Raw genomic sequence first — 26,656 nt, forward strand, 5'->3', positions numbered from 1 at the left:
GACCCGGACGGGCGGTCACGGGAACGCGAGAGCGCCGGGGAGTGTGCGGCACACTCCCCGGCGCTCCGTCGTGCGAGGCCGCTCAGCGCAGGGACGAGCCGAACAGCGCGTTCGTGTAGGGCGCCGAGAGGGTCCTCGGGCCGAACGCCAGGGCGGACGTGGTGGTCAGGCCGGCCGTGGTGCCGCGCAGGACCCAGACCGCGCCGGCGGAGGCGTTCTCCGCGGTCGAGGACGCGGCGAGGTCGAGCCGGCCGTTGCCGTTCACGTCCAGCAGCGCCGTGGCCACGCCGAACCGGTCGTCGGTCTCGGCGACACCGGGCACACCGGCGGTGTCCTGGTGGAAGACCTGCGTGCCGGCACCCGTGACGCCGGAGGCGCCGCCGTGGACGAGGGCGACGGAGCCGGCGTCGACGACACCGGCGACGTCCTCGCCGGCGATGCCGAGGGCGATGTCCGCGTAGCCGTCACCCGTGACGTCGGCGACCGAGACGGCCGAACCGATCTCGTCGCCCTCCTCCTGGACGCCGGGGAAACCGGCCAGGTCCTGGTCGAAGGTCTGCACGTGATCGGTGAGGCCGGCGACGGAGCCGTACGAGATCCGCACCGTGTCGTTCCAGCCGACGGCGCCGGAGACGACGTCGTCGAACCCGTCGCCGTTCACGTCGCCGACGCCGGTGTTCAGGGTGATGCTCGAGCCGCCGCCGGGGGCGTCGGCGCGCTTGAAGCCCGACGGGCTGCCGTACAGCAGCCGGTTGCCCCATTGTCCGTCGCCGGCGTAGTACCACTGGACGAGGTCGTCCCGGCCGTCGCCGTTGATGTCGCCGACCTGGCCGGAGGTGACGGGACCGGTGACCGTGTCGCCGTCCTCCTCGCAGCCGTGACCGGTTTCGCAGGAGGCGTCGTTCTCCTCGTAGCCCCACCAGGAGGACTTGTCGAGGATGTTGAGGACGGCGGCCGGCTTGCCGGCGCGGGAGACGGGGCCCTTCCACAGGGCGGCCGAGGTGGGTATCGGGTCGTCGCCGGCGACGGACTGCGCGGAGAACAGGGCGAGGTCCGTGGTGCCGTCGCCGTCGAAGTCGCCGGCCGCCGGGGCGGCGCCGTAGCCGGCGAGGGCCGTGCCCCCGGTGAGCCCGGAGGCGGAGCCCCACAGGACGACCGAGCCCTCCTTGCCGCCCGCGATCACGAGGTCGCTGTAGCCGTCCTTGTCCAGGTCGGCCCTGGTGAAGGAGGACCCGAAGCGCTGGTTCGCGGTGGCGGAGCCGGGGACCCCGCCGGTGGAGCGGCTGACGATCTTCTTGTTCGCGGTGGACAGGCCGCCCGCGGAGCCGTACACGACGGCCACGTAGCCGGCCCGGGCCTTGCTCGACACGGTCGCGGTCGGGGCGCCGACGACCAGGTCGGCGTAGCCGTCCCCGTTGAAGTCGTCCCGGGCGTCCGCCGATCCGGTTGCGGCCTGGGCGGTGGCGCCGGTGAGGGCCCAGGTGCCGAGCCCTCCGGCCAGCAGCGCGGCGGCGGCCAGGGGCGCGGTCAACCGCGCGGAGCGGCTCCTGCGTCGTGCTCGGGGCATCGGGTGCCTTTCGTCGTTCCGGTGGGACGCGGTGGTCCGACGCGTCCAGGGAGTGCGACTCGGGCGGGGCGTCACTGGTTGTACGCCCTGAGGCCGTTCATTTGTCACCCGCCGGTGCCCGACGGCCCCGGCAGTCGCCTGAACTCCCTTTACTGCGGAGGGAGTTCAGGCGATTACTCTGCCTACCAGATCGCTTCCACCCATTCCGGGTGGTCGATGAACGGGTTGCGGTTGTGCTGGTAGGTGTCGTAGATGGCCTGGTTGCGCTTCTCCTCGAAGGCGCTCGGCGGGTCCGCCTCGTTCCACGCCTTGAGAACGGAGAGCTTGCCCATGTACGGGTTGCTGCCGTTGCCGACCTTCTCGTTGGGTTCCAGGTCGGCGAAGCCGTCGTCGCCCTCGTAGCGCACGGCCATGTAGAGGATCATGCGGGCCACGTCGCCCCGGTCCGCGGCGCGCGGCTGGAAGGAGTCGGAGTCGACGAGGCTGCCGCCCCCGTTGGTGACGGTGCTGCCGCCGTTGTCGAAGTCCAGATTGCCGCGGATGCTGTTGACCTGGACGTCCGCCGGGCGCAGATGGTGCAGATCCGTGCCGGGACCGGTCACCTCGCCGAAGTCTCCGTGCGACTTGGCCCAGGTGTGCTCGCGGTTCCAGTCGCCGACGTCGCCGCCGTTGAGGGACTTGCTGCGCGAGACACCGCTGTACAGCAGGATCACGTTGCTGCTGTTGTTCGGGTCCTGGTCGGTGACCTTCAGCGCGTTCCAGACCGCGGAGTACGAGATCTTGGTCTGGCTGCTGATGATGGTGTGCAGCGAGGACTTCAGGGTCGTGCCGGTCTTGCCGACCGCGTTCTTGTAGTACGTGCTGTCGTACGCGGTCGTCGTGGCACTCGCGGGGGTGGCGGCCACGGTCGGCAGGGTGAGGCCGACGAGGACCGCGGAGGTGCTCAGCGCCAGGGTCTTCCAGCGGCGTATGTGCGTGGCGGGCATCGTGGGGTGTCCGTTCTACGCGGGTTGAATGGAGCGGGTAACCGGGAGAGTGACATGCACATGAGGTTCTTGGGGTTAAGGGGAGGTGTCGGTTCAGTGTCGGGATTCAACAACTCGTGCAGTCCACGCGAGACATGACAGAACGAACGAGCGGCCCCTGACCGGACATGTGGTCAGGGGCCGCCGGGTGTCGGGCGGTTGGGTCGTCCGACGTCGGACGGGTGGGTCAGCCGACGTCGGACGGGTCCAGCCGGTAGAGCGTCGAGGCCGACTGGCCGCCACTGCGCGCGGCGGATCCGGAGTCGGATGCGGATCCGGTGTCGGACCCGGCGCCGGATGCGGATCCGGTGTCCGAAGTGGATCCTGACTCCGAAGTGGACCCGGACGACGCGGACTTGTCGTAGGTGCTCTCCTTCACCGCCGTGCCGTTCTTCTCCACCCACGTGGTGATCTGCGAGCTGAGCGTGTTGTTTCCGCCCATCCCGCCGCCCATGCCGCCGCCGAGCTGGATGTAGTGCAACTCGCCCTTGCGCACGAGCTCCTTGAGCTTGGCGAGGGTCATCGCCTTGTCGGAACCGGTGAAGCCGAACATGGAGATGACGGGCTTGCCGGTGCTCACGATCAGCTGCGCCGCGCCCTGCGAATTCGACACCGCCAGCAGCCACTTGGCGCCGTCCTGGTGCTTCTCCAGATAGGAGACCAGGGCGCTGCCGGCGGTCCCGCCCATGCCGCCACCGCCCCCGCCGGAGCCGCCCGCGCCGCCGGGCCCCTCCGCGGTACCGCCCGGGGCGCCGCCGTTCCCGCCTTCGGTCTGGCCGCCACCGGGGAACTCCCCGTTTCCGCCGCCTTGCTGGCCCGCGTCCTGGCCGCCGCCGGGGAAGCCGCCCTGGGGCTGCTCGCCGTTCCCGCCGGATGCCTGGCCGCCACCGCCGGGCGCCTCGCCCCCTCCGGGGAAGCCGCCCGCCTGTCCGCCCGCCTCGGCGTTCGGACCGCCCTGCGTGTTGCCGCCGGGCGCCTCGCCACCGAAGCCGCCCCGGCCACCGCCTGGACCGCCGCCGAAGCCTCCGCTGCCGGTGGTCGGCCCCGCCGTCGGGTTGGTGCCGCCCATGCCGCCGCCCGGGCCACCACCGGCTGCCGCGGGTTCGGCGATCGCGTACGCCGCCGGGCCGGCGAGGGCCGCGACGACCGCGGCGGCCACGGAGGCCATGAGCAGCCGGGCACGGTTGCCGGAGCGGAAGAGGAACAGGCCGGCGATCGCCAGCGCCATGACCACCGCGACGGCCGGCCACAGCCAGCCGTTCCAGTCGGCGGCCCGGCGCAGCAGCACGACCGCCCAGATCGCGGTGACCGCTAGTCCGGCCGGCAGCACCCACCGCCACCGGGCGTCCTGGCCGCGGAAGGCGCGCAGCAGCATGACGCCGCCCGCGCCGGTCAGGGCCGCGATGCCGGGGGCCAGCGCGGTCGTGTAGTAGGGGTGCATGGTGCCCTCGGCCATGCTGAACGTCAGATAGTGCAGCAGGGTCCAGCCGCCCCACAGCACCAGCGCGGCGCGCTCGGGGTCGGTGCGCGGCGCACGTCCGCGCAGCATCAGGCCGCCGACGAGCGCGATCCCCGCGAAGGGCAGCAGCCAGGAGATCTGGCCGCCGAGGATGTCGTTGAACATCCGGCCGAGGCCCGCGGTCCCGGCGAAGGTGCCGCCTCCGCCGCCCCCACCGCCTCCGCCGTTGCCCTCGCCGCCCAGCACCCGGCCCAGGCCGTTGTAGCCCATGATCAGGTCCCAGGCGGAGCCGTCCGTGGAGCCGCCGATGTACGGGCGCTCGTCGGCCGGTACGAGCGAGACGGCGGCCGCCCACCAGAAGCTCGCGACGGCCAGGGCCACGGTGGCGAGCAGCAGGTCGCGGACCTTCTTCGCCCAGCCGAGCCGGGAGGCGTACACGTACACGGCGAAGACGGCGGGCAGGGCGATGTACGCCTGGAGCATCTTGGTGTTGAACGCGAGCCCGAAGCACACCGCCGAGCCGAGCAGCGGCAGCAGCCGGCCGTCCCGGGTGGCCCGCAGACCGAGGGCCGCGGCCGCGACCATCAGCAGGACCAGGGTGGTGTCGGGGTTGTTGTCGCGGTTGATGGCGACCGTGATCGGGGTGAGCGCGAGGACCAGCGCGGCCACCGCGGCCGCCGCGTGGCCGAAGGCCCGCTTCACGGAGGAGTGCAGGATCCAGATCGTGCCGAGCGCGGCGGCGATCATCGGCGCCATCATCTGCCAGGTCCCGAAGCCGAGGACCCGGCAGGACAGACTCATGATCATGAGAGCGAGCGGCGGCTTGTCGACCGTGATGAAGTTCCCGGCGTCGAGCGAGCCGAAGAACCAGGCCTTCCAGCTCTCGGTACCGCTGAGCACCGCGGCGCTGTAGAAGCTGTTGAGGCCGGCGGCCGACAAGTTCCAGGAGTACAGGACCGCGGCCAGGGCGAGGATCGCGAGCAGCGCGGGCAGCGACCAGCGCGGCGCGGCCGGCGCCGCCTCCGCGGGCTCCGCGTGCGCGGGCGCCGGCGGCGCGGCGTGGGGAGTCGTGGGGGCGTCGGGCAAGGGGTCAGTGGCAGACGTCACCACCGCACCATGACGCGAAGTGATGGGTGCGGACTGTGGTCCGCCTGGGGGTGAGCTGTGCGTCCGGCTCCGCCGCCGGATCACCAGGACATCCGCCCCGCCGCCGGATCACCAGGACATCCGCCCCGCCCTCGGATCAGCGGGGCATCTGCCCCCGCCCTCGGGGCACCGGGGCATCTGCCCCCGCCCCGGATGAACAGGACATCCGCCCTCCGCCGCCGGATCACCAGGACATCCGCCCCGCCGCCGGATCACCAGGACATCCGCCCCGCCCTCGGATCAGCGGGGCATCTGCCCCCGCCCTCGGGGCACCGGGGCATCTGCCCCCGCCCCGGATGAACAGGGCATCCGCCCTCCGTCGCCGGATCACCAGGGCATCCGCCCCTCGCCCCGGAGCACCCGAATCCCCGCCGCCGGAACACCGGACGCCCGTCTCTGGAACACCCGTACAACTTTCGGACCCCCCTGCGAGTCATCTGGGGCGAGCGCGCCGGGGGCGCGTTCGTATCGCTTCAAGGGGATGGGAAGCCTCCATGACTCACCGGATATCCCGGGCTGCCCGTGTGCTCGCGACGAGCCTCGGTGCCGCGGTGATCGTGCCGATCGCGATCGCCGCGGCCCCGGCCGGTGCCGCACCGGCGCCGACGGTCAGCTGTACGTCGAGCAAGGCCGGTCTGGCCGCCAAGCTGCAGACGGACATCACCGCGGCGCTCGCGAACCGCAGGGGCACCGTCGCGGTCGGACTGTACGACCGCTCGACGAACACGACCTGCACACTCCGCGCCACCACCTCGTTCGACTCGGCCAGCACGGTGAAGGTCACCGTCCTCGCCACGCTGCTGTGGGACGCGAAGAAGCACAACCGCTATCTGACGAGCACCGAGACCTCGCTCGCCACCAAGATGATCACCCAGTCGGACAACGCCTCGACCACCAAGCTGTGGAACCAGCTCGGTCTGACGAAGATCAAGGGCTTCCTGACCGCGGCCGGGATGACGAAGACCACACCGGGCACCGGGGGCTACTGGGGTCTCACCCAGATCAACGTCACCGACGAGCAGAAGCTGCTCAAGCTCGTCACCGCCAAGAACACGGTGCTGAGCGACAACTCCCGCGCGTACATCCTGAAGCTGATGGGCAAGGTCGTCTCCTCGCAGCGCTGGGGGACACCGGCCGGGGCGCCCTCGACGGTCGCCGTGCACGTCAAGAACGGCTGGCTCTCGCGCTCCTCGAACGCATGGCGGGTGCACAGCCTCGGCACCTTCAACGGGGGCGGCCGCGACTACATGATGTCGGTGCTCACCGTCGGCAGCAGCACCATGGACTACGGCGTCGCCACCATTCAGGCCGTCGCCAAGGTCATCCACAAGGACCTCGTGCCGGTCACCGTCGCCCCCCAGCGGTTCACGCCGACCTCGCAGCCGACGGAGGCCTTCCCGGCCGTCCCGGCGGGCTGACCGGGTCCGGAGACCCGCGCCGTCACCTTCGTACACCTTTTCGTACTCCGTCGTCCGCCCGCCCGGCCCCCTGGCCCGGCGGGCGGACTGCTGTTGCGTGGATGGGCGGGCGAATTGTTGCGGAGGGATGAAATCCGTTCCTTCCGGCGTTGGTGACTTCCGGCGGAGTGAGATCTACGGAAGGCACCGGAGTGGCAGCGGAGCGGGGATGGGCACGGCGGCTCGCCGGGTACGCGTGGCGGTACCCGAAGGACGTGGTGCTCGCGCTCGGCTCCTCACTGGGCGGCATGGCCGTGATGGCGGTGGTCCCGCTGATCACCAAGGTGGTCATCGACGACGTCATCAGTGATCACAGCCGCGGCATGGCCCCCTGGGCGGGCGCGCTGCTCGGCGCGGCCGTCCTCGTCTACGTCCTCACCTTCATCCGCCGCTACTACGGCGGCCGGCTCGCCCTCGACGTCCAGCACGATCTCCGTACCGACATGTACGGGACGATCACCCGGCTGGACGGGCGGCGCCAGGACGAACTGTCCACCGGGCAGGTCGTGGGCCGCGCGACCAGTGACCTCCAGCTGATCCAGGGCCTGCTCTTCATGCTCCCGATGACCATCGGGAACATCCTGCTCTTCCTGATCTCCCTCGGGATCATGGCCGCGCTGTCCCTGCCGCTCACCCTGGTGGCGCTGGCCGTCGCCCCGGCCCTGTGGTTCGTCGCCAAGCGCAGCCGCTCCAAGCTGCACCCGGCCACCTGGTACGCGCAGGCGCAGGCCGCCGCCGTGGCGGGGGTCGTCGACGGCGCCGTCAGCGGCGTCCGCGTGGTCAAGGGCTTCGGGCAGGAGGACCAGGAGACCGGCAAGCTGCGCGAGGTCGGGCGGCGGCTCTTCGCCGGGCGGCTGCGGACCATCCGGCTGAACTCCAAATACACCCCGGCCCTCCAGGCCGTGCCCGCCCTCGGCCAGGTCGCGATGCTCGCCCTCGGCGGCTGGCTGGCGGTGCGCGGCCAGATCACGCTGGGCACCTTCGTGGCGTTCTCCACGTACCTCGCGCAGCTCGTCGGACCGGTGCGGATGCTGGCCGTCGTCCTCACCGTCGGGCAGCAGGCCCGCGCCGGCGCCGAGCGGGTCCTCGAGCTCATCGACACCGAGCCGTCGATCAAGGACGGCACCAAGGCCCTGCCGGCCGACGCGCCCGCCACCGTCGAGTTCGACGACGTGTCCTTCTGGTACGAGGAGGGCCGGCCGGTCCTGGACGGGCTGAGCTTCGAGATCCGGCCCGGCGAGACCGTCGCCGTCGTCGGCTCGTCCGGCTCCGGCAAGTCGACGGTCTCGCTGCTGATGCCCCGCTTCTACGACGTGACGCACGGCGCCGTCCTCATCGGCGGGCACGACGTCCGCGAGCTGACCACGGAGTCCCTGCGCGCCGCGATCGGCCTCGTCCCCGAGGACTCCTTCCTCTTCTCCGACACCGTGCGCGCCAACATCGCCTACGGCCGCCCCGACGCCACCCAGGACGAGATCGAGACCGCGGCCCGTGCCGCCCAGGCCGACCGGTTCATCGCTGAGCTGCCCGGCGGCTACGACACCACGGTCGGCGAGCACGGACTCACCCTCTCCGGAGGGCAGCGCCAGCGCGTCGCGCTCGCCCGCGCGATCCTCACCGACCCGCGGCTGCTCGTCCTCGACGACGCCACCTCCGCCGTGGACGCCCGGGTCGAGCACGAGATCCACGAGGCGCTGAAGCACGTCATGGAGGGCCGCACGACCCTGCTGATAGCGCACCGGCGCTCCACCCTGAACCTCGCCGACCGCATCGCCGTCCTGGACGGTGGCCGGCTCGCCGACATCGGCACCCACGACGAGCTCCAGTCCCGCTCCGCGCTCTACCGGCGGCTGCTCACCGACCCCGACGAGCTGGGCGGTGTCTCCCCGGGGCACACCCGGCCGGCGGTGCCGCAGGAGGACACCTCCGTACGCGACGAGCTGGACGCCGAGTTCGACGCCGAGCGCGGGGTGACGCCGCGCCTGTGGACCGGTGACCGCGAGCCCAGGGACAACGCGCTCGCCGGGATGCCCGCCACCCCGGGACTCCTCGCGCAGGTCGAGGCACTGCCCCCGGCCGTCGACGTCCCGGATGTCGACGAGGCCCGCGCGGTCGCGGCCGAGGAGTCCTACGGACTGCGCAGACTGCTGCGCGGCTTCGGGGCCCCGCTGCTCATCAGCCTCGCCCTGGTCGCCGTCGACGCGGTGATGACGCTGCTGCTGCCCATCCTGATCCGGCACGGCATCGACCAGGGAGTCACCCGGCTCGCGCTCGGCGCGGTGTGGGCGGCGGCCGCGCTCGCGCTGGTCACCGTGCTCGTCCAGTGGGCGGCGCAGATCGGTGAGACCCGGATGACGGGCCGGACGGGCGAGCGGGTCCTGTACGCGCTGCGCCTGAAGATCTTCGCGCAGCTCCAGCGCCTCGGCCTCGACTACTACGAGCGGGAGCTCACGGGCCGGATCATGACCCGGATGACGACCGACGTCGACGCGCTGTCCACGTTCCTGCAGACCGGGCTGGTCACCGCGTTCGTCTCCGTCGTCACCTTCTTCGGCATCATGGTCGCCCTGCTGGTGATCGACGTACAGCTGGCGCTGGTCGTCTTTGTGACGCTGCCGCCGCTGGTCATCGGCACGTTCTTCTTCCGCCGGGCGAGCGTCAAGGCGTACGAACTGGCCCGTGAGCGGGTATCGGCGGTCAACGCCGATCTCCAGGAGTCGGTGTCCGGGCTGCGGATCCTCCAGGCGTTCCGGCGCGAGGACGCGAGCGCCCGGCGGTTCGCGGAGGGCAGCGACAGCTACCGCAGGGCCCGGATCCGCGGGCAGTGGCTGATCTCCGTCTACTTCCCGTTCGTCCAGCTGCTGGCCTCGGGGGCCGCGGCGGCCGTGCTGATCGTGGGCGCCCACCGGATCGACTCCGGCACGCTCACCACCGGCGCGCTGGTCGCCTATCTCCTCTACATCGACCTGTTCTTCGCTCCCGTGCAGCAGCTCTCGCAGGTCTTCGACGGCTATCAGCAGGCCACCGTCTCACTGGGCCGCATCCAGGAGCTGCTCCGGGAGCCGACGTCGACGAAGGCGGCCGACGAGCCCCTGGAGGTGCCGTCGCTGAGGGGCGAGATCGCCTTCGAGGACGTCGGCTTCGCGTACGGACCGGCGGACGAGGCCGAGGAGGCGCTCAGCGCGGTGTCGTTGCGCATCCCCGCCGGGCAGACCGTGGCCTTCGTCGGGGAGACCGGCGCGGGCAAGTCGACGCTGGTGAAGCTGGTCGCGCGGTTCTACGACCCGACGGGCGGCCGGGTCACGGTCGACGGCACGGACCTGCGCGACCTCGACATCACCGCCTACCGGCACCGGCTCGGTGTCGTCCCCCAGGAGGCCTACCTCTTCCAGGGCACCGTCCGCGACGCCATCGCCTACGGCCGTCCGGGCGCCACCGACGCCGAGGTGGAGGCCGCCGCCCGCGCGGTCGGCGCCCACGACATGATCGCCACACTGGACGGCGGCTATCTCCACGAGGTCGCCGAGCGCGGCCGCAACCTCTCCGCCGGCCAGCGCCAGCTGATCGCGCTGGCCCGCGCGGAGCTGGTCGATCCGGACGTCCTGCTCCTCGACGAGGCGACGGCCGCGCTGGACCTGGCGACGGAGGCCCTGGTCAACCAGGCCACCGACCGGCTGGCGGGCCGCCGTACGACGCTGGTGGTCGCCCACCGGCTGACGACGGCCGCCCGAGCGGACCGGGTCGTGGTGATGGACCACGGCCGCGTGACCGAGGACGGCACCCACGACGAACTGCTCCGGCTCGACGGCCGCTACGCCGCGTTGTGGCGGACGTTCGTGGGCGCCCCGGAACCCGAGGAGCCGGTCAGCTCCTCTGCTTGATGTCGGAGATCTTCTTCGTCGCCAGATCCGACTGCACCGTCAGATAGGTGTACGTCGGATGCCGGTCGGAGCCCCAGGTCAGCCGGACCGTCGACCACGTGTGCCCGGCGCCGCTGTCGCCCGCTGTCACCTTCCAGGCGCGCGGCACGTCCTGGGCGCGCAGCACCCCGTCGGCGTGCCGGCGGTTCTCCCAGGTCGTCAGGCGGGAGCGGAGCCCCGAGGTCAGGTAGAAGGACCGCAGTTGGGTGCTGAGGCGGCCCGAGCCGGAGTCGGTCACGGCGTCGATGTAGGAGCCGTAGAAGTCGGCCACGCGGTCGTAGGCGGGGCCGTTGCTCCCGCTGCGGGCGGGCGGCGGGGCGGTGGAACGCGCGACGGCCGGTACGGAGGCACCGGCGGTGATCAGAAGGGCCGCGGCGACGAGTGCGCGGCCGGTCGTGCGGGAGGGCTTGATGCCGGACATGAACTACCGCCTTTCGTTTTCTGATCAGTTGGACCCCGGGTAAACGGGCACGGTTGCCCTGAAAAAGGAAAAAACCTCGCATGGGTGAAGCGAGGATCGACATCGGCGTCCCCGCGGTGCGCAACCATCCGCCGTACGTCCTGCGTCCGTACACCAGTACGCTGATTGCTGCGGGAGGGACGACAGTGGACAGTGGTGCGATACGCCGACGGCTGGCGCTCGGCGTGGCCGTGCTGACCGCGTCCGGGCTGCTCGCGCTCGTGAGCCCCGGGAGCGCCCAGGCCGCCGCCTCCTCCTGCTCGGGCCGCAAGGTCCGCACACTGCCCTTCACGACCGGTTCCGTGCACGTGTACAAGCGCGGCGGCTATGTCTGCGCCGTGACCTTCCCCAAGGCGCACGGCTCCCGCAAGCGGATGTCCGTCAGCGTGCAGGCGCGCGGCGGCCGGCCGGTGATCGACTCGGGGCACTTCGCGCATCACGCGGGCCCGGTGACCGTGCACGCGGGCCACCGTTGCGTCCGGATCAAGGGCTCGGTCGGCTCGGGCTCGATGAGCTCCGGCTGGATCCTCTGCTGAGCCGTACCGCCCCGGAAACCCTCACGTCCCGACGCCGCCGGCCGGCCCGGCATTCTCCGCCGCTTCACCGAAAGTCCACAGCGTTGGCCCAAGAACCCCTGGTGTCACGGGAGTTGCTCCGCTAGGTTCCGGCGGACATCTGCGTATTCCCAGGGGAGGGTGCATGCGCAAGGCGCTCAGATGGCTGCTGGCGCTCACCGTGCTCATAGGCACGATGAGCACGGCCGGGGCGGCCACCGCCGCCCAGCCGGAGGCCACCGCCACGACCGGTACGACCGGTACGACCGACGAGGACATCCTGGACCGGCTTCTCGCGATCCCGGGCATGAGCCTGATCCAGGAGAAGCCGTACACCGGCTACCGGTTCTTCGTCCTGAACTACACCCAGCCGATCGACCACCGGCACCCGTCCAAGGGCACGTTCCAGCAGCGCATCACGGTGCTGCACAAGGACACCGCGCGCCCGACGGTCTTCTACACGGGCGGCTACAACGTCTCCACCACCCCGAGCCGGCGCGAGCCGACCCAGATCGTGGACGGCAACCAGGTCTCGATGGAGTACCGCTTCTTCACGCCGTCCCGGCCCGACCCGGCCGACTGGTCCAAGCTCGACATCTGGCAGGCGGCCAGCGACCAGCACCGCATCTTCCAGGCCCTGAAGCCGCTCTACGGCAAGAAGTGGATCTCCACCGGCGGCTCCAAGGGCGGCATGACCGCCACGTACTACGAGCGCTTCTACCCGCGCGACATGGACGGAGTCGTCGCCTACGTCGCGCCCAACGACGTCGTCAACGACGAGGACTCGGCGTACGACCGCTTCTTCGCGGGTGTCGGCACCAAGGAGTGCCGCGACAAGCTGAACGCCGTGCAGCGCGAGGCCCTGGTGCGCCGGGAGCCGCTGGAGAAGAAGTACGCGGCGTACGCCGCCGAGAACGGCTACACCTTCACCACCGTCGGCAGCCTCGACAAGGCGTACGAGGCGGTCGTCCTCGACTACGTGTGGGGCTTCTGGCAGTACAGCCTGCTGGCGGACTGCGAAGCGATCCCGGCGGACGCCAAGTCCGCCACCGACGACGAGATCTGGACCTCCGTCGACACGATCTCCGGCTTCTCCTTCTACACCGACCAGGGGCTCGAGCCGTACACCCCGTACTACTACCAGGCGGGCACCCAGCTGGGCGCGCCGACGATCCACTTCCCGCACATCGAGAAGAAGTACCTCCGCTACGGCTACCAGCCCCCGCGGAACTTCGTGCCGCGCTCCATCCCGATGACGTTCCGGCCGTCGGCGATGCGTGACGTGGACGGCTGGGTCCGCCACCACGCGCACCACATGCTGTTCGTCTACGGCCAGAACGACCCGTGGGGCGCCGAGCGCTTCCGCCTCGGCTCCGGGGCGCGCGACGCGTACGTTTTCACGGCGCCGGGCCTGAACCACGGCGCCAATGTCGCGGGGCTCGTCGCCGACCAGAAGGCGCTCGCCACCGCCCGCATCCTCGCGTGGGCGGGTGTCGCCTCCGCGACGGTCCAGGCGAACCCGTCGGCGGCCAGGCCGCTCGCGGCGTTCGACGCGAAGCTGGACCGGCGTGACGTCGAACGCGACATGACGCTGCGTCCGTAGCGTCCCGGCTGCGCCCGCCCCCGGTTCACAGCGGGCGGGCGCAGCCCACCGGCCTGGTACCGCCGAGTTCGACGTAGAGCTCCGTGGTGGACGGGCAGTCGGAGCGGGCCGTGACCGCCGACGTCACCTTGTACTCCGGGCGCTTCTCGCCGGTGCCGTCGCACGCCGTCTCGCGGACCTGCCCGCGGCCCGCGCCGTGGACACAGTCGCCGACGACGGTGCGGGGACCTCCGCCGCCGCCCGGGTCGCCGGGGTGCGGGGGTTCGAGCTTGCGCATGCAGGCGTAACCCCGCGGGACGGCGCCGTCGCCGTCCTCGTCGGAGGCGGGCCCGGACTCGCTGATGTGCAGGACGAAGTCCGTGATCGCCGGGCAGGACGGGCCGTCCGCGACCTTGCCGTCGTAGCGGGCGATCACCCGGGCGGCGGCCCGTTCGCTGGTGCAGGACACCTCCGTGAAGCTGACCGTGCCGAAGGAGCTGCACTCGTCGCGGGCGAGGAAGACCGATCCATAACCGGAGGGGCGCGTCGAGGCCGGTGCCGGGCCGGGTCCGGCGCCCGAGCCGGACCAGCGGTCGCAGCCCGCGAGGGCGGCCGAGGCCAGCAGCAGGGCGCACACCATTCCCCCGGAACGCCGACACACCGAGCTGGCCCGCATGGCTTCCCCCCAACCCCCGGCCAGCGTGACCCGCCGAGGCGGGCACACGCCAGACACGCGGCTTCCTTTGGCTCACTTGGGGGTGGAGCGCCGGGTGGGCTGCGTACGGCTAGTACGTCAAGCCGTACCCGATCGGATACAGCACCTGCGCCGGGTCGTCCGCCCGCTGCACCGGAACCGGCAGCTTGCCCCGCGGTTCCACCCGGCCGGCGATCACCCGGGCGGCGGCGCGCAGTTCGACGTCGGTCCAGGAGTAGGCGGCCAGACAGGCACCGACGCCGGGGAGCTGGGCGACGTCGTACGGGTTGCGGATGGCGACGGCGATCACCGGGACACCCGTGGCGAGGAGGCCCTCGACCAGGGTCTTCTGGGACCCGGTCGCCGTGACGTTGTACGTCCCGACGACCACCGCGTCCACGTCGGCCGCCGCCGCGACGGCCTTGGCGATCGTCGCCGCCGAGGGTGCCGTACCCGTGGACAGGGCCGTCGCCGTGAAGCCCAGTTCGGTCAGCGCACCGGCGAGAACGGCGGTGGGCGGCCCGTCGGACAGCGAGGGGGAGGCGGGATCGGCGCCCACCACCAGCACCTTCGGGGTGCGCCGCCGGGACAGCGGGAGCAGCCCCTCCTTGTTGACCAGCAATGTGGTGGTGCGCTCGGCGATCCGGTCGGCCGCCCGGAGGTGTGCCGGGGTGCCGACCACGCGGTCGACGGCCGCGTCCCGGACGTACGGGTCGGTCAGCAGCCCGAGCTTCGACTTGAGCCGCAGGACGCGCAGGATCGACTCGTCGAGACGGGCCTCGGTCAGCTCGCCGCCGCGTACGGCGTTGAGCACCGCGTTCCACGCGACGTTCAGGTCGGGCGGGTTGAGGAGCTGGTCGACACCGGCCTTGAGGGCGAGGACGGGGACGCGGTCGTCGCCGTACTTCGTGCGGACGCCCTCCATGCCCAGCGAGTCCGTCACCACGACGCCGTCGTAGCCGAGTTCCCCGCGCAGGATGCCGGTGAGGATCGGGTGCGAGAGGGTCGCGGGGTCGCCGGCCGGGTCGAGCGCCGGGACCATGATGTGCGCGGTCATGATCGAGTCGATGCCGGCGCGGATCGCCGCCCGGAAGGGCACCGCGTCGAGGGTCGACCACAGGTCGCGGCTGTGGGTGATGACGGGGAAGCCGAAGTGGCTGTCGACGGCGGTGTCGCCGTGGCCGGGGAAGTGCTTGGCCGTGGCCGCGACGCCCGAGCCCTGGTAGCCCTTCACCTCGGCCGCCACCAGGCCCGCCACCGCTTCCGGGTCGGCACCGAAGGAGCGGACACCGATCACCGGGTTGGCCGGGTTGACGTTCACGTCGGCGACGGGGGAGTAGTCCTGGCGGATGCCGAGCGCGCGCAGTTCGGCCCCGCCGATGCGGCCCACCTCCCGGGCGTCGGCCCGCGAGCCGCCCGCGCCCAGCGCCATGGCGCCCGGGAGCAGCGTCGCGGGCTTGCCCACCCGAGCCACTATCCCGTGTTCCTGGTCGGTGGAGATGAGCAGGGGCAGTCCGCGCGGCTGCTCCAGCGAAGCCCGCTGGATCCCGTTCGACAGCGCGGCGATCTGATGCGGATCGCGGGTGTTGTGCGCCCAGGCGAAGTAGATGATCCCGCCGACGCGGTACTTGGCGATCAGCTCGGCGGCCGTGCGGACGCCGATCTCCTTGAGGTTGGCGTCGATGTCGGCCTGGTCGGGCGCGGTGGCCGAATGGCCGTACACCCGCATCACGAACAGCTGGCCGACCTTCTCCTCCAGGGTCATACGGGAGATGAGGGCGCGCAGTGCCTTGTCGCCGTGCGGGCCGGCTTCGGCCGCGTGGGCGTGGGGGCCCGCGGCCAGCGCGGCGGTGACGCCCGCGGTGGCGGCGAGAACCGTACGCCGGGAGGGTCTTGACGGTCTGTCCGGCTCGGTCGGCCCGGACGGTCTTGCGGTGCTTCCCGTGCTGGAGTCGCGCACAAGCGCTCCTTCCCTCGTGAAGGAAACTTCCGAGGAGTCACGAATATCCGGGAAGTTTCTTCCAGTCAAGGGTGTGCACAGTATCCGGGAAGGGGCCGTCACCGGCGCAGTTGGAGGGGGGCGCGCCGGTGACGGCGTACTGCCGGCCGCAGGCGGCGGAGAGGGTTGGTCAGCGATCGCAGCCAGCAGCGAAGCCGACACCGCACTGCGGTGACTCATCCGGCAGCATGCGGATGGGACGAAGCGGGAGCGGCCCGGGTTCCCCGGATTCGGGGGATCGCCGCAAGTCGGTAAGGCTGGGGTGGATGAGGACGGTGGGTCCCTCTCAACCGCGCGCCGACACCGCCGGCCAGTGCGACCGGAGGGTGCGGACCGTCTCGGCGATGGCCGGCCGGCGCGCCGCCCCGGAGCGCCACAGCGCGTACAGACGGCGGACGGGCAGGGGATCGAGCGGCACCTCCACGACCCCGGCGGGCAGGGGGCCCCGGCCGAGGCGGGGGATGAGGGCGACGCCGAGGCCGGCGGCGACGAGGGCGACGAGGGTCGGGTTCTCCTCGGCTTGGTGGGCGATGTCCGGCTCGTGGCCCGCCTCGCGCAGGGTGCGGACCAGCCAGTCGTGGCAGACCCGCCCCGGCGGCTGGCAGATCCACCGCTCACCGCCCAGCTCCTCCCGCCGTACGGAGGACCGCCCGGCGAACGGGTGCCCGGCGGGTACGAGCAGATCGCAGAGGTCGTCCCCGATCACCGCCTGCTCCACCCCCGGCGGGGCGGGCAGCGGGGCGATGTCCCAGTCGTGCGCGACGGCCATGTCGACCGCGCCCTTGGCGACCAGGTCGACGGACAGATGCGGGTCGATCTCCGTCAGGCGGGTGTCCAGGGCCGGGTGCCGCACGGCCAGATCGGCCAGGACGGCCGGCATCAGACCGCGCGCCGCCGAGGCGAACGCGGCCACTGTCAGCCGCCCCGCCGGCATCCCCCGGCGCTCTTCCAGCTCGGTCTCCGCCCGCTCCACGATCGCCAGCAACTCCTGTGCCGTGGTGGCGAGTTGTTCGGCCTGCTCGGTGAGCCGGACACCGCGTCCGCGCCGTTCCAGCAGGACGGTCCGGGTCTCCCGCTCCAGTTTCGCGATCTGCTGGGACACGGCGGACGGGGTGTAACCGAGCGCGGCCGCGGCGGCGCCGACCGTGCCGTGCACCGAGACGGCGTGCAGGGCGCGCAGACGCTGGAGATCGAGCATGGGGGCCTCCCTGGTCGCGGCATCGCTCACCTCCCAGCTTACGTAAGCACTGCTTCATCCATCCATGCAGATATTCGCGCTGGTGCTACACGGTGGTGCCGTCCGATGCTCGACACATGCGACCCGCCCACATCAGTCTCGCCGTCCTCGTCGCCGCCGTCTGGGGCGTGAACTTCACCGTCATCGAGGTCGGCCTCGACCACTTCCCGCCCCTGCTCTTCTCGGCCCTGCGCTTCCTGGTGGCAGCCCTGCCCGCCGTGTTCTTCGTCGGCCGCCCCAAGGTCGCCTGGAAGTGGATCGTGGCGGTCGGACTCGCCCTCGGCGTCGCGAAGTTCGGGCTGCTGTTCATCGGCATGGACGCGGGGATGCCCGCCGGACTGTCGTCCCTCGTGCTCCAGATCCAGGCCGTCTTCACCGCGATCGTCGCCTTCGCCTTTCTCGGCGAACGCCCCACCCGCGTCAAGCTGTGCGGCATGGCGGTGGCCCTGTGCGGAGTGGGCCTGGCCGCCGTCGACGAGGGCACGGCCGGCCCCCTCGGCGCCTTCGCCCTGGTCATCGCGGCGGCGGCCTGCTGGGGCCTGTCCAACGTCCTCACCCGCAAGGCGTCCCCGCCCGACCCGCTGAACTTCATGGTGTGGGTGAGCACCGTCCCCGTCCTCCCGCTGCTCGGCCTGTCCCTGCTCACCGAGGGCCCCTCCCGCGACCTCGACGCCCTGCGCGCCCTGGACTGGCAGGGCGCCGGAGTCGTCGTCTACGTCGCCTGGATCACCACCGTCTTCGGATTCGGCGCCTGGGGCTGGCTGCTGCACCGGCACCCCGCGTCCACGGTCGCGCCCTTCTCGCTCCTCGTCCCGGTCTTCGGGATGTCGGCGGCGGCGCTGTTCCTGGGGGAGCCCATCGGCCCGCTGCGGTGGGGAGCGGCGGCCCTGCTGGTGGGCGGGGTGGCACTCACCTCGCGCGCGCCCCGCAGGGTCCAGTCGGCGGACGCTCCAGCGCGGGAGCGGGTCGGGACGCCAGCATGACCACATGGCCGTTGTCGACATTCCCGGTTCCAAGTCCATCACCGCCCGCGCGCTCTTCCTGGCGGCGGCGGCCGACGGGGTCACCCGCCTCGTCCGCCCGCTCCGCTCGGACGACACCGAGGGCTTCGCCGAGGGCCTGACCAGGCTCGGCTACCGCGTCGGCCGGACCCCGGACACCTGGCACATCGACGGCCGCCCGCAGGGGCCGGCGGTGACCCGGGCGGACGTGTACTGCCGGGACGGCGCGACCACGGCCCGCTTCCTGCCGACGCTCGCCGCCGCCGGCCACGGCACCTACCGCTTCGACGCCTCCGCGCAGATGCGCCGCCGCCCGCTGGGACCCCTGTCGAAGGCGCTGCGCGACCTCGGCGTGGACCTGCGGCACGAGGAGGCGGAGGGCCACCACCCGCTGCGGATCGCGGCGTCCGGGGTGGAGGGCGGCACGGTCACCCTCGACGCCGGTCAGTCGTCCCAGTACCTCACCGCCCTCCTCCTGCTCGGCCCGCTGACCCGCAAGGGCCTGCGCATCGAGGTCACCGACCTGGTCTCCGCGCCGTACGTGGGGATCACCCTCGCGATGATGCGCGCGTTCGGGGCGGACGTACGGGTGCAGGGCGACGTCTTCGAGGTGGCGCCCGGCGGCTACCGGGCCACCACCTACCCCGTCGAGCCCGACGCCTCCACCGCGAGCTACTTCTTCGCGGCGGCCGCCCTGACCGGCCGCGAGGTCACCGTCCGCGGCCTCGGCGCGCGGGCGCTCCAGGGCGACCTCGGCTTCGTGGACGTCCTGCGCCGGATGGGCGCGCACGTGGAGAGCGGGTCCGACCGCACGACGGTGCGCGGCACCGGTGAACTGCGCGGTCTCACCGTCAACATGCGGGACATCTCCGACACCATGCCGACGCTCGCCGCCATCGCGCCCTTCGCCTCGGGCCCGGTCCGGATCGAGGACGTCGCCAACACCCGGGTCAAGGAGTGCGACCGGCTGGAGGCCTGCGCGGAGAACCTCCGGCGGCTCGGCGTCCGCGTGGAGACAGGCCCCGACTGGATCGAGATCCACCCGGGCACCCCGGCCGCCGCCGAGATCACGACATACGGCGACCACCGCGTCGTCATGGCCTTCGCGGTGACGTCGCTGCGCACCCCGGGCATCGGCTTCGACGACCCCGGATGCGTACGCAAGACCTTCCCGGCCTTCCACGAGGTGTTCGGGGCGTGGGCGGCCGCCGGAGCCGCGGGAGAGGGCGGCTGAGCGGGACCGGTGGGCGCCGCGGGCGTCTTGTCGCGGAGATCCAGGGCGGCTAGCTTCGCGACGGACGGCGCCAACCGCGCCTGCTACCCGACTGGGAAAGCGGTCCACAGATGTCCTCCGTCGCCTCCGTTGTCACACTCGCCGTCGTCGGTGCCGGAGACCGGGGCACCGGCCACGCGCGCTGGGCCCTGGACAGCCCGGAGCGGGCCAAGGTGGTGGCCGTGGCCGAACCGCGGGAGACCCGGCGGCGCCGGTTCGCGGCCGCCCACGCCCTGGAACCGGACGCCGCGGTGGACGACTGGCGGGTGCTGGCCGCCCGCGGCCGGATCGCGGACGCCGTGCTGATCTGCACCCTCGACCGCGAACACCTCGAACCCGTACTGGAGTTCGCGGCCCTCGGCTATCACATCCTGCTGGAGAAGCCGATGGCCCTGACCGAGGACGAGTGCCGGCGGATCGTCGACGCGGTGGAGAAGGCCGGGGTGATCCTCGCGGTCGGGCACGTGCTGCGCTACACCCGGTACACCCGCGCCGTGAAGGAGGTCGTCGACTCCGGCCGGCTCGGTGACGTCGTCAACGTCCAGCACCTGGAACCCGTCGGCTTCTGGCATCAGGCGCACTCCTTCGTCCGCGGCAACTGGGGCCGTACGGACCGGGCGACGTCCATGCTGATGGCCAAGTCGTGCCACGACCTGGACTGGTTGCAGTACATCCTCGGGCAACCGCCCGTACGCGTCTCCAGTTTCGGACGGCTCTCGCACTTCCGGCCCGAGAACAGGCCCGAGGGCGCCGCCGACCGCTGCCTGGACTGCGCGGTGGAGAACGCCTGCCCCTACTCCGCCCGGCGCGAGTACGGCGACCGGCTCGCCCGCGGCGAACACCACTGGCCGCTGAGCGTGCTGGTCGACGACTTCACCCCCGAGGCCCTGGAGACCGCCCTGCGCGAGGGCCCCTACGGGCGGTGCGTGTACGCCTGCGACAACGACGTGGTCGACCATCAGGTGGTGTCGATGGAATTCGCCTCCGGGGCCACCGCCACCTTCACCATGACCGCCTTCACCGAACAGGCCGACCGCCGGACCCGGATCTTCGGGACGCGGGGCGAACTGCGCGGCGACGGCGGCAGCGTGAGCGTCTACGACTTCCTGACCCGGACCGAGGAGGCCGTCGACCTCGCGGACATGGGCGGCATGGACGCGGCGGGCGGCCACGGGGGCGGCGACGCAGGGCTGATGGACTCCTTCGTCGCCGCCGTCGCCACCGGGAACCCCGACCTGGTGAAGTCCGGCCCGCGCGAGTCCCTGACCAGCCATCTCACCGTCCTGGCCGCCGAACGAGCCCGGCACGCGGGCACCGTCGAGGACGTATAACCGCTGGACACGGGCCGCTCCCACCGCATAGGAATCGCAGCTCGGACACATACCGGGCGGCAAAGGGGTGCGGGGCGTTGGGTTTCCAGATGAAGGGGCCGGTTCTCGAGGGTGTGCTGGTACGGCTGGAGCCGCTCGGCCACCGGCACGCGGCCGGCCTCGCCGAGGCGGCGGAGGAGCACCGGGACTCGTACGCGTTCACCTGGGTGCCCCGGGCCCACGAGATCGGGGACTACGTCGACGCGCAGCTCGCCCGCGCCGCGACGGGCATGCTCGCGCCCTACGCGCAGGTGTCCCTCGCCTCCGGACGGGTGGTCGGCGCCACGGCGTACTGGGAGCCGCGGTGCTGGCGTTCGGACGACCGGCTCGACGCCGTCGAGGTCGGCTTCACCTGGCTCGCGTCCTCCGCGCAGGGCACGGGCGTGAACGCCGAGTCGAAGCTCCTGCTGTTCCGGCACGCCTTCGAGGAGTGGGGCGTCTCCCGCGTGGACCTGAAGACCGACGCCCGCAACTCCCGCTCCCGCGCCGCGATCGAGCGCACCGGCGCCCGCCCGGAGGGTGTCCTGCGCAATTGGTCGCGCTCCTGGGCGCCGGGCGAGGACGGTCTGCTGCGGGACTCCGCGATCTATTCGGTGACGGCGGCGGAGTGGCCCGCGTGCCGGGACCGGCTGTCCGAGCGGGTGCGCGGAGCGGCCCGCGCGGCCGGGGCGACGGTGCGGTAGGGCGGGACCTCCGTCGCGGCGTTCACCCGAACAAGTCGGCAGCCGTGAGCCGCAGTTGATCGAGTACGGCGGTCAGCACCGGGTCCGACTCGGCGCCCGAGCGGACGGCGGCGAAGACGTTCCGGGACGGTGGCGTCCCCCGCGTGGCCGGCAGGGCGAGCCGGCGGTGGGCGTACAGCGGGCGGACGAGCCGGGGGATCAGCGCCACGCCCCGGCCCGCCTCGACGAGAGCGGCCAGGGCGCCCCAGTCGTCCACGGCATACCGGATGTCCGGCGTGAAACCGGCGGCCGCGCAGACCGAGCGGGTCACCGCACCGCAGCAACTGGCCGCGTCGCCCACGATCCAGGGGTCGGTGGCGAGCTCCCGCAGCGCGACCCGCTCGCGGTCCGCGAGGCGGTGGCCGGCCGGCACGGCGAGATCCAGGACGTCCCGGAGCACGTCGACGCGGTGGTAGCGCCGGTCGGTGTGCGGGGGCGCGGCCGCGAAGTCGACGGCCACGGCGAGGTCGAGCTGCCCGGCGTCCAGCGCCGTGAACAGGTCCGGCGGCTGCGCCTCGACGACGTCGATCCGGACGTGCGGGAGCCGCTCGGCCAGCGCCGTCAGCGCGTCCGGGAGGAGGCCGAGGATGCCGCTGGAGAAGCAGCCGATCGTCACCGACCCGCGGCCGCCCCTGCCGTAGGCCGCCAGATCGGCGCGCGCCCGCTCCAGCTGGGCGGCGATCAGATCGGCGTGCGCCAGCAGGACCTGCGCCTGCCCGGTCAGCCGGACGCCGCGGCCGTCCCGCTCCGTCAGCGGTGCGCCCAGCTCGCGGGCCAGCGCGGCGATCTGCTGCGAGACCGCCGAGGGCGTCAGATGCAGGGCCTGCGCGGTGCGGGCCAGACTGCCGCGGCGCCGCAGTTCGCGCAGCACGGTGAGGCGACGCAGATCGACGGTGAAGGTCTCGCTTACCGGTTCCACCAGGAAAGATTAACTGGACCGAAAGACCGGGAATCGTCAACCATCGGCTCATGAACACGCCCATGAACACGCCCACGAACACGCGCGACACCGATGACCTGGCGGAACGCCGGCGCGCCTTCCTGATCCTGCACGGCTGGCAGAACCACCGTCCGGAAGGCCACTGGCAGCACTGGCTCGCCGGCCGGCTGGGAGAGCTGGGCCACCACGTCACCTACCCGCAGTTGCCCGACCCCGACGACCCGGACCTGGAGGTCTGGCTGACGGAAGTGGCCCGTCATCTGGACGCGTTGCCCGGTGCCGAGCGGGTGGTCGTCGCCCACAGCGCCTCGGCCGTGCTGTGGCTGCACGCCGCCGCCCGCGGGCTGCCGGGCCCGGCCGGCGTCGACCGGGTGCTGCTCGTCGCCCCGCCGTCCGCCTCGGTCCTCGCGGGGCTGCCGGAGATCGCCGCGTTCGCCCTGACCGAGCTGGACTTCACGCTTCCCGGCCCCACCCTGCTGGTCGCGGGCGACGACGACCCGTACTGCCCCGAGGGCGCCGACACCGCCTACGGCGACCCCCTGGGCGTACCGACGCGGATGCTGTCCGGGGCCGGGCACCTCGACCTGGAAGCCGGGTACGGACCGTGGCCCGCCGTGCTCGACTGGTGCCTGGACGGAACGGCGGAACTCACCGCCCGCGCGGGCTAGTGTGCCGGCCCGTCCGCCGGTCCCGGGGATCGAACAGGGAGTCGGGCTGCCGGGGGCGCGCCGCGGGGCCCTCGGGCGTGGTGGCCGCGACGGCGCGCCGACGAGGGGCCGCCCGGCTCCAGTCCCCGTCGCCGAGGACGAGCTGGGGATCGAACATCACCACCACTCCGGCCAGGATCAGGAAGACGACCGGGCCGATGAGCAGGGGGAGCAGCGTCGAGGCCGGCGAGTCACCGCCGTACGACCCGGTGACGTACGACGCGTCGGCCGCGCCGTGCAGGTGCACGCCGAGGGCCGCCATGCCGGTGTAGTGCATGCCGGTCAGGGCGACACCCATGAGGAGACTGGCGCCGAGGGCGGCCAGGAAGCCCCGGTACGACGCGGCGGCCCACAGCGCGGCGGTCGCGGCGACGACCGCGATGAGCACGGAGAGCGCGACCGTGATTCCGTCGTACTGGAGGTACCCGTTCAGCTGGAGTGCCGCCATGCCGAGGTAGTGCATGGCGGCCACGCCGAGCCCGGTGAAGATCCCGGCGGCGGTCAGGGTGGTGTTGGTGGCGCCGCGGTATCCCACGGTGAAGACGCCGACGCCGACCACCGCGATCGCCACGGCGAGGCTGAGCGCCGCGAGGCGGACGTCGTAGTCGATCCCGATCCCCTGGACCCGGAAGCCGGTCATCGCGATGAAGTGCATGGTCCAGATGCCGCAGCCGATCGTCGCCGTCCCCAGCGCCAGCCAACCGGGCTTCCACGACTGCCGGTTGTTCAGGGAACGGACGACGCAGCGCAGCCCCAGAGCGCTGCCCAGACAGGCGATGAGATAGGAGGCCACCGGGGTCACCGCCCCGTATCCGAAGCCGTCCACCGTGCCTTGCATATATGCCAACTCCCCCTGGGGACAGGTAACTTGAAGGAGAAAGGTCTCGTGCCGAGGTTGCGTCAGCAGTTTCTTGTCATGGGTTTTGAGTTAACTCTGTGATGCGGCTTCGCTCAGCAGACGGGCGAGATGCTCGCGTCCCGGGCCCAGCAGTGTGTCCAGCGGCGCCGCCGCCTCGTACCACCGCTTCTCGTACTCCCAGCACAGCCACCCGTCCCACCCGCCGCGCGCGAGCGCGTCCACGCACGCGCCGAGCGGCAGAACCCCCTCGCCGAGCGGCACCGGGGTCGTGTCCTCGGTCGACGCGATGTCCTTGACCTGCACATACCCCAGGAACGGGGACAGCGCGGGGAAGGTCTGCGCCGGACTCTCGCCGCCCAGCCAGGTGTGCATCACGTCCCACAGCGAGCCCGCGTGACGATGGCCGACCCGGCCGAGGACGCGGATCGCGTCCGCCCCGGTGCGGTGCGAGTCATGGGTCTCCAGCAGGATGCGCACCCCGAGATCGGCGGCGTACTCGGCTGCGGTGCCGAGCCGTCGCGCGGCCGTCGCGTCCGCCTCCCCGGCGTCGCTCCCGGGGTCGCCGCCCGGGAAGACCCGGACGAAGGGGGCGTTCACGTCCCGGGCGAGTTCGAGGAGTTCACGCATCTCGGCGAGGACGGGACCGTCGTCCCCCGGCGCCGCCACCCGCGTGTATCCGGCGATCCCGAGCACCTCGATGCCGCCCGACCCGAACTCCGCCGCCACGGCGGCCCGTTCACCCGGGCCGATCCCCGGATGCACGGGCTCCTCCGGATGCGCCCGCAGCTCGACCCCCTGATAACCGTGGGCGACGGCCAGCCGCACGACGTCGGCGACGGGGAGCCCGGGGACACCGAGAGTGGAGAACGCCAGCTTCATGGGCCGGACCCTACGGGGTGGGGCCACGCCGTCACAGGGGTCGCCCGTGTCGCCCGGGGGGCGCGCCGGACACCCGCCCCCGCCCCCGGCCCATGCCATTCCGGGGCCGTGTCACTCCGGGCCCGTGTCACTCCCGACCCACGTCACCGCCGGCCCGTGTAACTCCCCGTCCGTGTCATTCCGGCCCATGCCGCTCGTGTCCTTCCCGGCCTGTCCGGTCCGTGCCGCTCCGGGGCGGTGTCGCCCGGGTCCACGTGGGTCCGCGTCACTCCGGGCCGGCGCGCAGGTCCAGCCGCCAGTCCTGACCCACCAGATCCGCGCCGAAGGACCGGTGCGGTTTCTCGGCGACCAGGACGAAACCGTGGCGCTGGTAAAGGCGGCGGGCGGCGGCGAGGACGTCGTTGGTCCACAGGACGAGCTCGCGGTAGCCGACGCCGCGCGCGAAGCCGGTGACGGCCCCGACCAGACAGTCGCCGATGCCGAGACCCCGTGTCTCCGGCTCGACGAGCAGCAGACGCAGGCGGGCCGTGCCGGGAGCGTCGTCCCGTACGCACATCACGCACCCGACGGGCCGCCCGTCGAGCTCGGCGATCCACACCCGCTCCAGGTGGGGGTCGTGATCCTCGGCGAAGTCGGCGACGATCCTGGCGACCAGGCCCTCGTAGTCGGTGTTCCAGCCGTACTCGGCCGCGTACAGCGACGCGTTGCGCTGCACGATCCAGCCGAGGTCGCCGGGGCCCGGTTCGCGCAGGACGACGTCCTCGCGGCCGGGCGCGGCCCGCCCGTCGCCCAGGAGCGTCCGCACCGTGCGCATCGCCTCCGCGAGCCGCGGTCGGTCGGCTGGGGGCACGGTCGCCAGCAGTGAGCCCACGGTCTGGCGCGCCCGCTCGTCGAGCAGCGCGGCGGCTTCCCGGCCGCGCGCGGTGAGCGTGATCCGCCGGCGTCGCGGGTCCTTCTCGGACGCGGCGCGTTCGATCAGCCCGTCCTGCTCGAACCTGTTCAGGATCCGGCTCAGATAGCCGGAGTCCAGGGAGAGTTCGGCCCGGATGTCGGCGGCGTCCGTCCGGGGGGTGTGCGCCAGTTCGTAGAGGACGCGGGACTCTGTCAGCGTGTACGGCGCGTAGAGATGGCGGCCGTAGTCGAGCGCGCCGATGACGTTCGTGTAGAAGCGGTTGAAGGAGCGGATGTCCTGGACGGTCATGATCGGCCCCGGAGGTCGGCTCTGGATGGTCACGGTGGCCCGCTCGGCCCGGATGACTGACTCAGTCAGAGGTATTGCCCGCCTCGAGCATAGAACCCCCAACCGCGCACCGCCTACCCCCGACCACCCCCCGATCCGCCCCGCCCCGCACCCGAAGTCCGCCCCACTCGGCAACCCGCCTAGCCCGCCCCGGAGTCCGCGTCGCCCCGCCCAGCCCGCGTTCCGCCTGTCCCGCGCCCGTGTGCCCAGCGCCACGGCCTGCCCAGCGCCCCGGTCCGTCCAGCGCCCCGGTCCGTCCCGCGGCCCTGCCCGGCCCGTTCGGCTCCACCACGGGGCCTGGCCCGACGCCCTGGACTCCCAGGGCGCCGTACGTCAGCCGTGGGCGACCCCGGGGGAGCGGCACGTCAATTCGGGGCGCTCGGAAACCCTGTGCACCCCGGGCACCCCGGGACCCTGTGCACCTCGGGAACCCTGGCCCCTCCGGAACCCCGGCCCCTCGGGAACCCCGGCCCTCGGGAACCCCGGCCCCTCGGAACCCCGGCCCTCTCGGGAACCCCGGGAACCCCCGGAAACCCCGAGCCCCCGGAAACCCCGGGGACAGCGG

General features: G+C 72.4%; 20 protein-coding genes. 9 read left to right on the forward strand and 11 right to left on the reverse strand.

Features of this window, described 5'->3' with window-relative positions:
- Positions 1 to 82: 82 nt before the first annotated feature.
- The 3 genes from OOK38_RS18630 to OOK38_RS18640 form a co-directional block, all read right to left on the reverse strand.
- Positions 83 to 1,567: an FG-GAP-like repeat-containing protein gene (locus OOK38_RS18630; protein WP_266759011.1), complete on the reverse strand. Its 1,485-nt coding sequence runs from the start codon at positions 1,565 to 1,567 to the stop codon at positions 83 to 85.
- A gap of 182 nt (positions 1,568 to 1,749) precedes the next feature.
- Positions 1,750 to 2,553 carry an endonuclease I family protein gene (locus tag OOK38_RS18635; protein WP_266759010.1) on the reverse strand — a complete coding sequence of 268 codons (804 nt, stop codon included), beginning with the start codon at positions 2,551 to 2,553 and terminating at the stop codon, positions 1,750 to 1,752.
- 226 nt (positions 2,554 to 2,779) lie between these two features.
- Positions 2,780 to 5,158 (reverse strand): glycosyltransferase family 39 protein, encoded by a 2,379-nt coding sequence (locus OOK38_RS18640; RefSeq protein WP_266759008.1) that lies wholly within the window; start codon positions 5,156 to 5,158, stop codon positions 2,780 to 2,782.
- Between the two features lie 533 nt (positions 5,159 to 5,691).
- Between OOK38_RS18640 and OOK38_RS18645 the strand changes: the two genes are divergently transcribed.
- A complete protein-coding gene (locus tag OOK38_RS18645) occupies positions 5,692 to 6,615 on the forward strand; it encodes a serine hydrolase (protein ID WP_266759006.1) in 924 nt (307 codons plus the stop codon).
- Positions 6,616 to 6,806: 191 nt separating this feature from the next.
- Complete coding sequence (locus tag OOK38_RS18650) at positions 6,807 to 10,535, forward strand: ABC transporter ATP-binding protein (RefSeq protein WP_266759004.1); 3,729 nt, start codon at positions 6,807 to 6,809, stop codon at positions 10,533 to 10,535.
- Here OOK38_RS18650 and OOK38_RS18655 read toward each other — a convergent pair.
- The gene (locus OOK38_RS18655; protein WP_266759002.1) at positions 10,519 to 10,995 is read right to left on the reverse strand and encodes a hypothetical protein; all 477 of its coding nucleotides are present in this window, start codon (positions 10,993 to 10,995) and stop codon (positions 10,519 to 10,521) included. The genes OOK38_RS18650 and OOK38_RS18655 overlap by 17 nt on opposite strands.
- 185 nt (positions 10,996 to 11,180) lie before the next feature.
- Here OOK38_RS18655 and OOK38_RS18660 point away from each other — a divergent pair, with 185 nt between their 5' ends.
- Positions 11,181 to 11,570 carry a hypothetical protein gene (locus OOK38_RS18660; RefSeq protein ID WP_266765697.1) on the forward strand — a complete coding sequence of 130 codons (390 nt, stop codon included), beginning with the start codon at positions 11,181 to 11,183 and terminating at the stop codon, positions 11,568 to 11,570.
- A gap of 163 nt (positions 11,571 to 11,733) precedes the next feature.
- Positions 11,734 to 13,191, forward strand: a complete 1,458-nt coding sequence (locus tag OOK38_RS18665; RefSeq protein WP_266759000.1) for a S28 family serine protease — start codon at positions 11,734 to 11,736, stop codon at positions 13,189 to 13,191.
- Between the two features lie 25 nt (positions 13,192 to 13,216).
- Here the strand turns inward: OOK38_RS18665 and OOK38_RS18670 are convergent, their stop codons facing one another.
- The 3 genes from OOK38_RS18670 to OOK38_RS18680 all read right to left on the reverse strand — a co-directional run bounded on the left by OOK38_RS18670 (position 13,217) and on the right by OOK38_RS18680 (position 17,061).
- Positions 13,217 to 13,846, reverse strand: a complete 630-nt coding sequence (locus OOK38_RS18670; protein WP_266758999.1) for a hypothetical protein — start codon at positions 13,844 to 13,846, stop codon at positions 13,217 to 13,219.
- 109 nt (positions 13,847 to 13,955) lie between these two features.
- Positions 13,956 to 15,824, reverse strand: coding sequence for a glycoside hydrolase family 3 protein (locus tag OOK38_RS18675; RefSeq protein WP_266758997.1), 1,869 nt, complete (start codon positions 15,822 to 15,824; stop codon positions 13,956 to 13,958).
- A 325-nt stretch (positions 15,825 to 16,149) separates the two neighbouring features.
- Positions 16,150 to 17,061: a LysR family transcriptional regulator gene (locus OOK38_RS18680; RefSeq protein ID WP_266758996.1), complete on the reverse strand. Its 912-nt coding sequence runs from the start codon at positions 17,059 to 17,061 to the stop codon at positions 16,150 to 16,152.
- A 116-nt stretch (positions 17,062 to 17,177) separates the two neighbouring features.
- Here OOK38_RS18680 and OOK38_RS18685 point away from each other — a divergent pair, with 116 nt between their 5' ends.
- From OOK38_RS18685 to OOK38_RS18700, 4 genes are all read left to right on the forward strand, one after another.
- Positions 17,178 to 18,083 carry an EamA family transporter gene (locus tag OOK38_RS18685; RefSeq protein ID WP_266758995.1) on the forward strand — a complete coding sequence of 302 codons (906 nt, stop codon included), beginning with the start codon at positions 17,178 to 17,180 and terminating at the stop codon, positions 18,081 to 18,083.
- A gap of 4 nt (positions 18,084 to 18,087) precedes the next feature.
- Entirely contained in the window at positions 18,088 to 19,335 is a 1,248-nt protein-coding gene (aroA, locus tag OOK38_RS18690; RefSeq protein ID WP_266758993.1) for a 3-phosphoshikimate 1-carboxyvinyltransferase, read from the forward strand.
- A 110-nt stretch (positions 19,336 to 19,445) separates the two neighbouring features.
- Positions 19,446 to 20,705 carry a Gfo/Idh/MocA family protein gene (locus OOK38_RS18695; RefSeq protein ID WP_266758991.1) on the forward strand — a complete coding sequence of 420 codons (1,260 nt, stop codon included), beginning with the start codon at positions 19,446 to 19,448 and terminating at the stop codon, positions 20,703 to 20,705.
- Positions 20,706 to 20,782: 77 nt separating this feature from the next.
- A complete protein-coding gene (locus OOK38_RS18700; RefSeq protein WP_266758989.1) occupies positions 20,783 to 21,427 on the forward strand; it encodes a GNAT family N-acetyltransferase in 645 nt (214 codons plus the stop codon).
- A 22-nt stretch (positions 21,428 to 21,449) separates the two neighbouring features.
- Here OOK38_RS18700 and OOK38_RS18705 read toward each other — a convergent pair whose 3' ends face one another.
- Positions 21,450 to 22,385, reverse strand: a complete 936-nt coding sequence (locus OOK38_RS18705) for a LysR family transcriptional regulator (RefSeq protein WP_266758987.1) — start codon at positions 22,383 to 22,385, stop codon at positions 21,450 to 21,452.
- Positions 22,386 to 22,447: 62 nt separating this feature from the next.
- Between OOK38_RS18705 and OOK38_RS18710 the strand changes: the two genes are divergently transcribed.
- Positions 22,448 to 23,074 carry an alpha/beta hydrolase gene (locus tag OOK38_RS18710; protein WP_266765696.1) on the forward strand — a complete coding sequence of 209 codons (627 nt, stop codon included), beginning with the start codon at positions 22,448 to 22,450 and terminating at the stop codon, positions 23,072 to 23,074.
- On the opposite strand, the gene OOK38_RS18715 is transcribed toward OOK38_RS18710, so the two are convergent.
- From OOK38_RS18715 to OOK38_RS18725, 3 genes are all read right to left on the reverse strand, one after another.
- On the reverse strand, positions 23,055 to 23,951 hold the full coding sequence (locus OOK38_RS18715; RefSeq protein WP_266758985.1) for an MHYT domain-containing protein: 897 nt from the start codon (positions 23,949 to 23,951) through the stop codon (positions 23,055 to 23,057). The two genes, OOK38_RS18710 and OOK38_RS18715, sit on opposite strands and share 20 nt — an antisense overlap.
- A 90-nt stretch (positions 23,952 to 24,041) precedes the next feature.
- Positions 24,042 to 24,851 (reverse strand): sugar phosphate isomerase/epimerase, encoded by an 810-nt coding sequence (locus OOK38_RS18720; RefSeq protein WP_266758983.1) that lies wholly within the window; start codon positions 24,849 to 24,851, stop codon positions 24,042 to 24,044.
- Between the two features lie 265 nt (positions 24,852 to 25,116).
- Positions 25,117 to 26,052, reverse strand: coding sequence for a bifunctional helix-turn-helix transcriptional regulator/GNAT family N-acetyltransferase (locus OOK38_RS18725; RefSeq protein ID WP_266758982.1), 936 nt, complete (start codon positions 26,050 to 26,052; stop codon positions 25,117 to 25,119).
- Between the last annotated feature and the right edge of the window lie 604 nt (positions 26,053 to 26,656).

It is taken from the genome of Streptomyces sp. NBC_00568 (genome assembly GCF_026341855.1).
Lineage (GTDB): Bacteria > Actinomycetota > Actinomycetes > Streptomycetales > Streptomycetaceae > Streptomyces.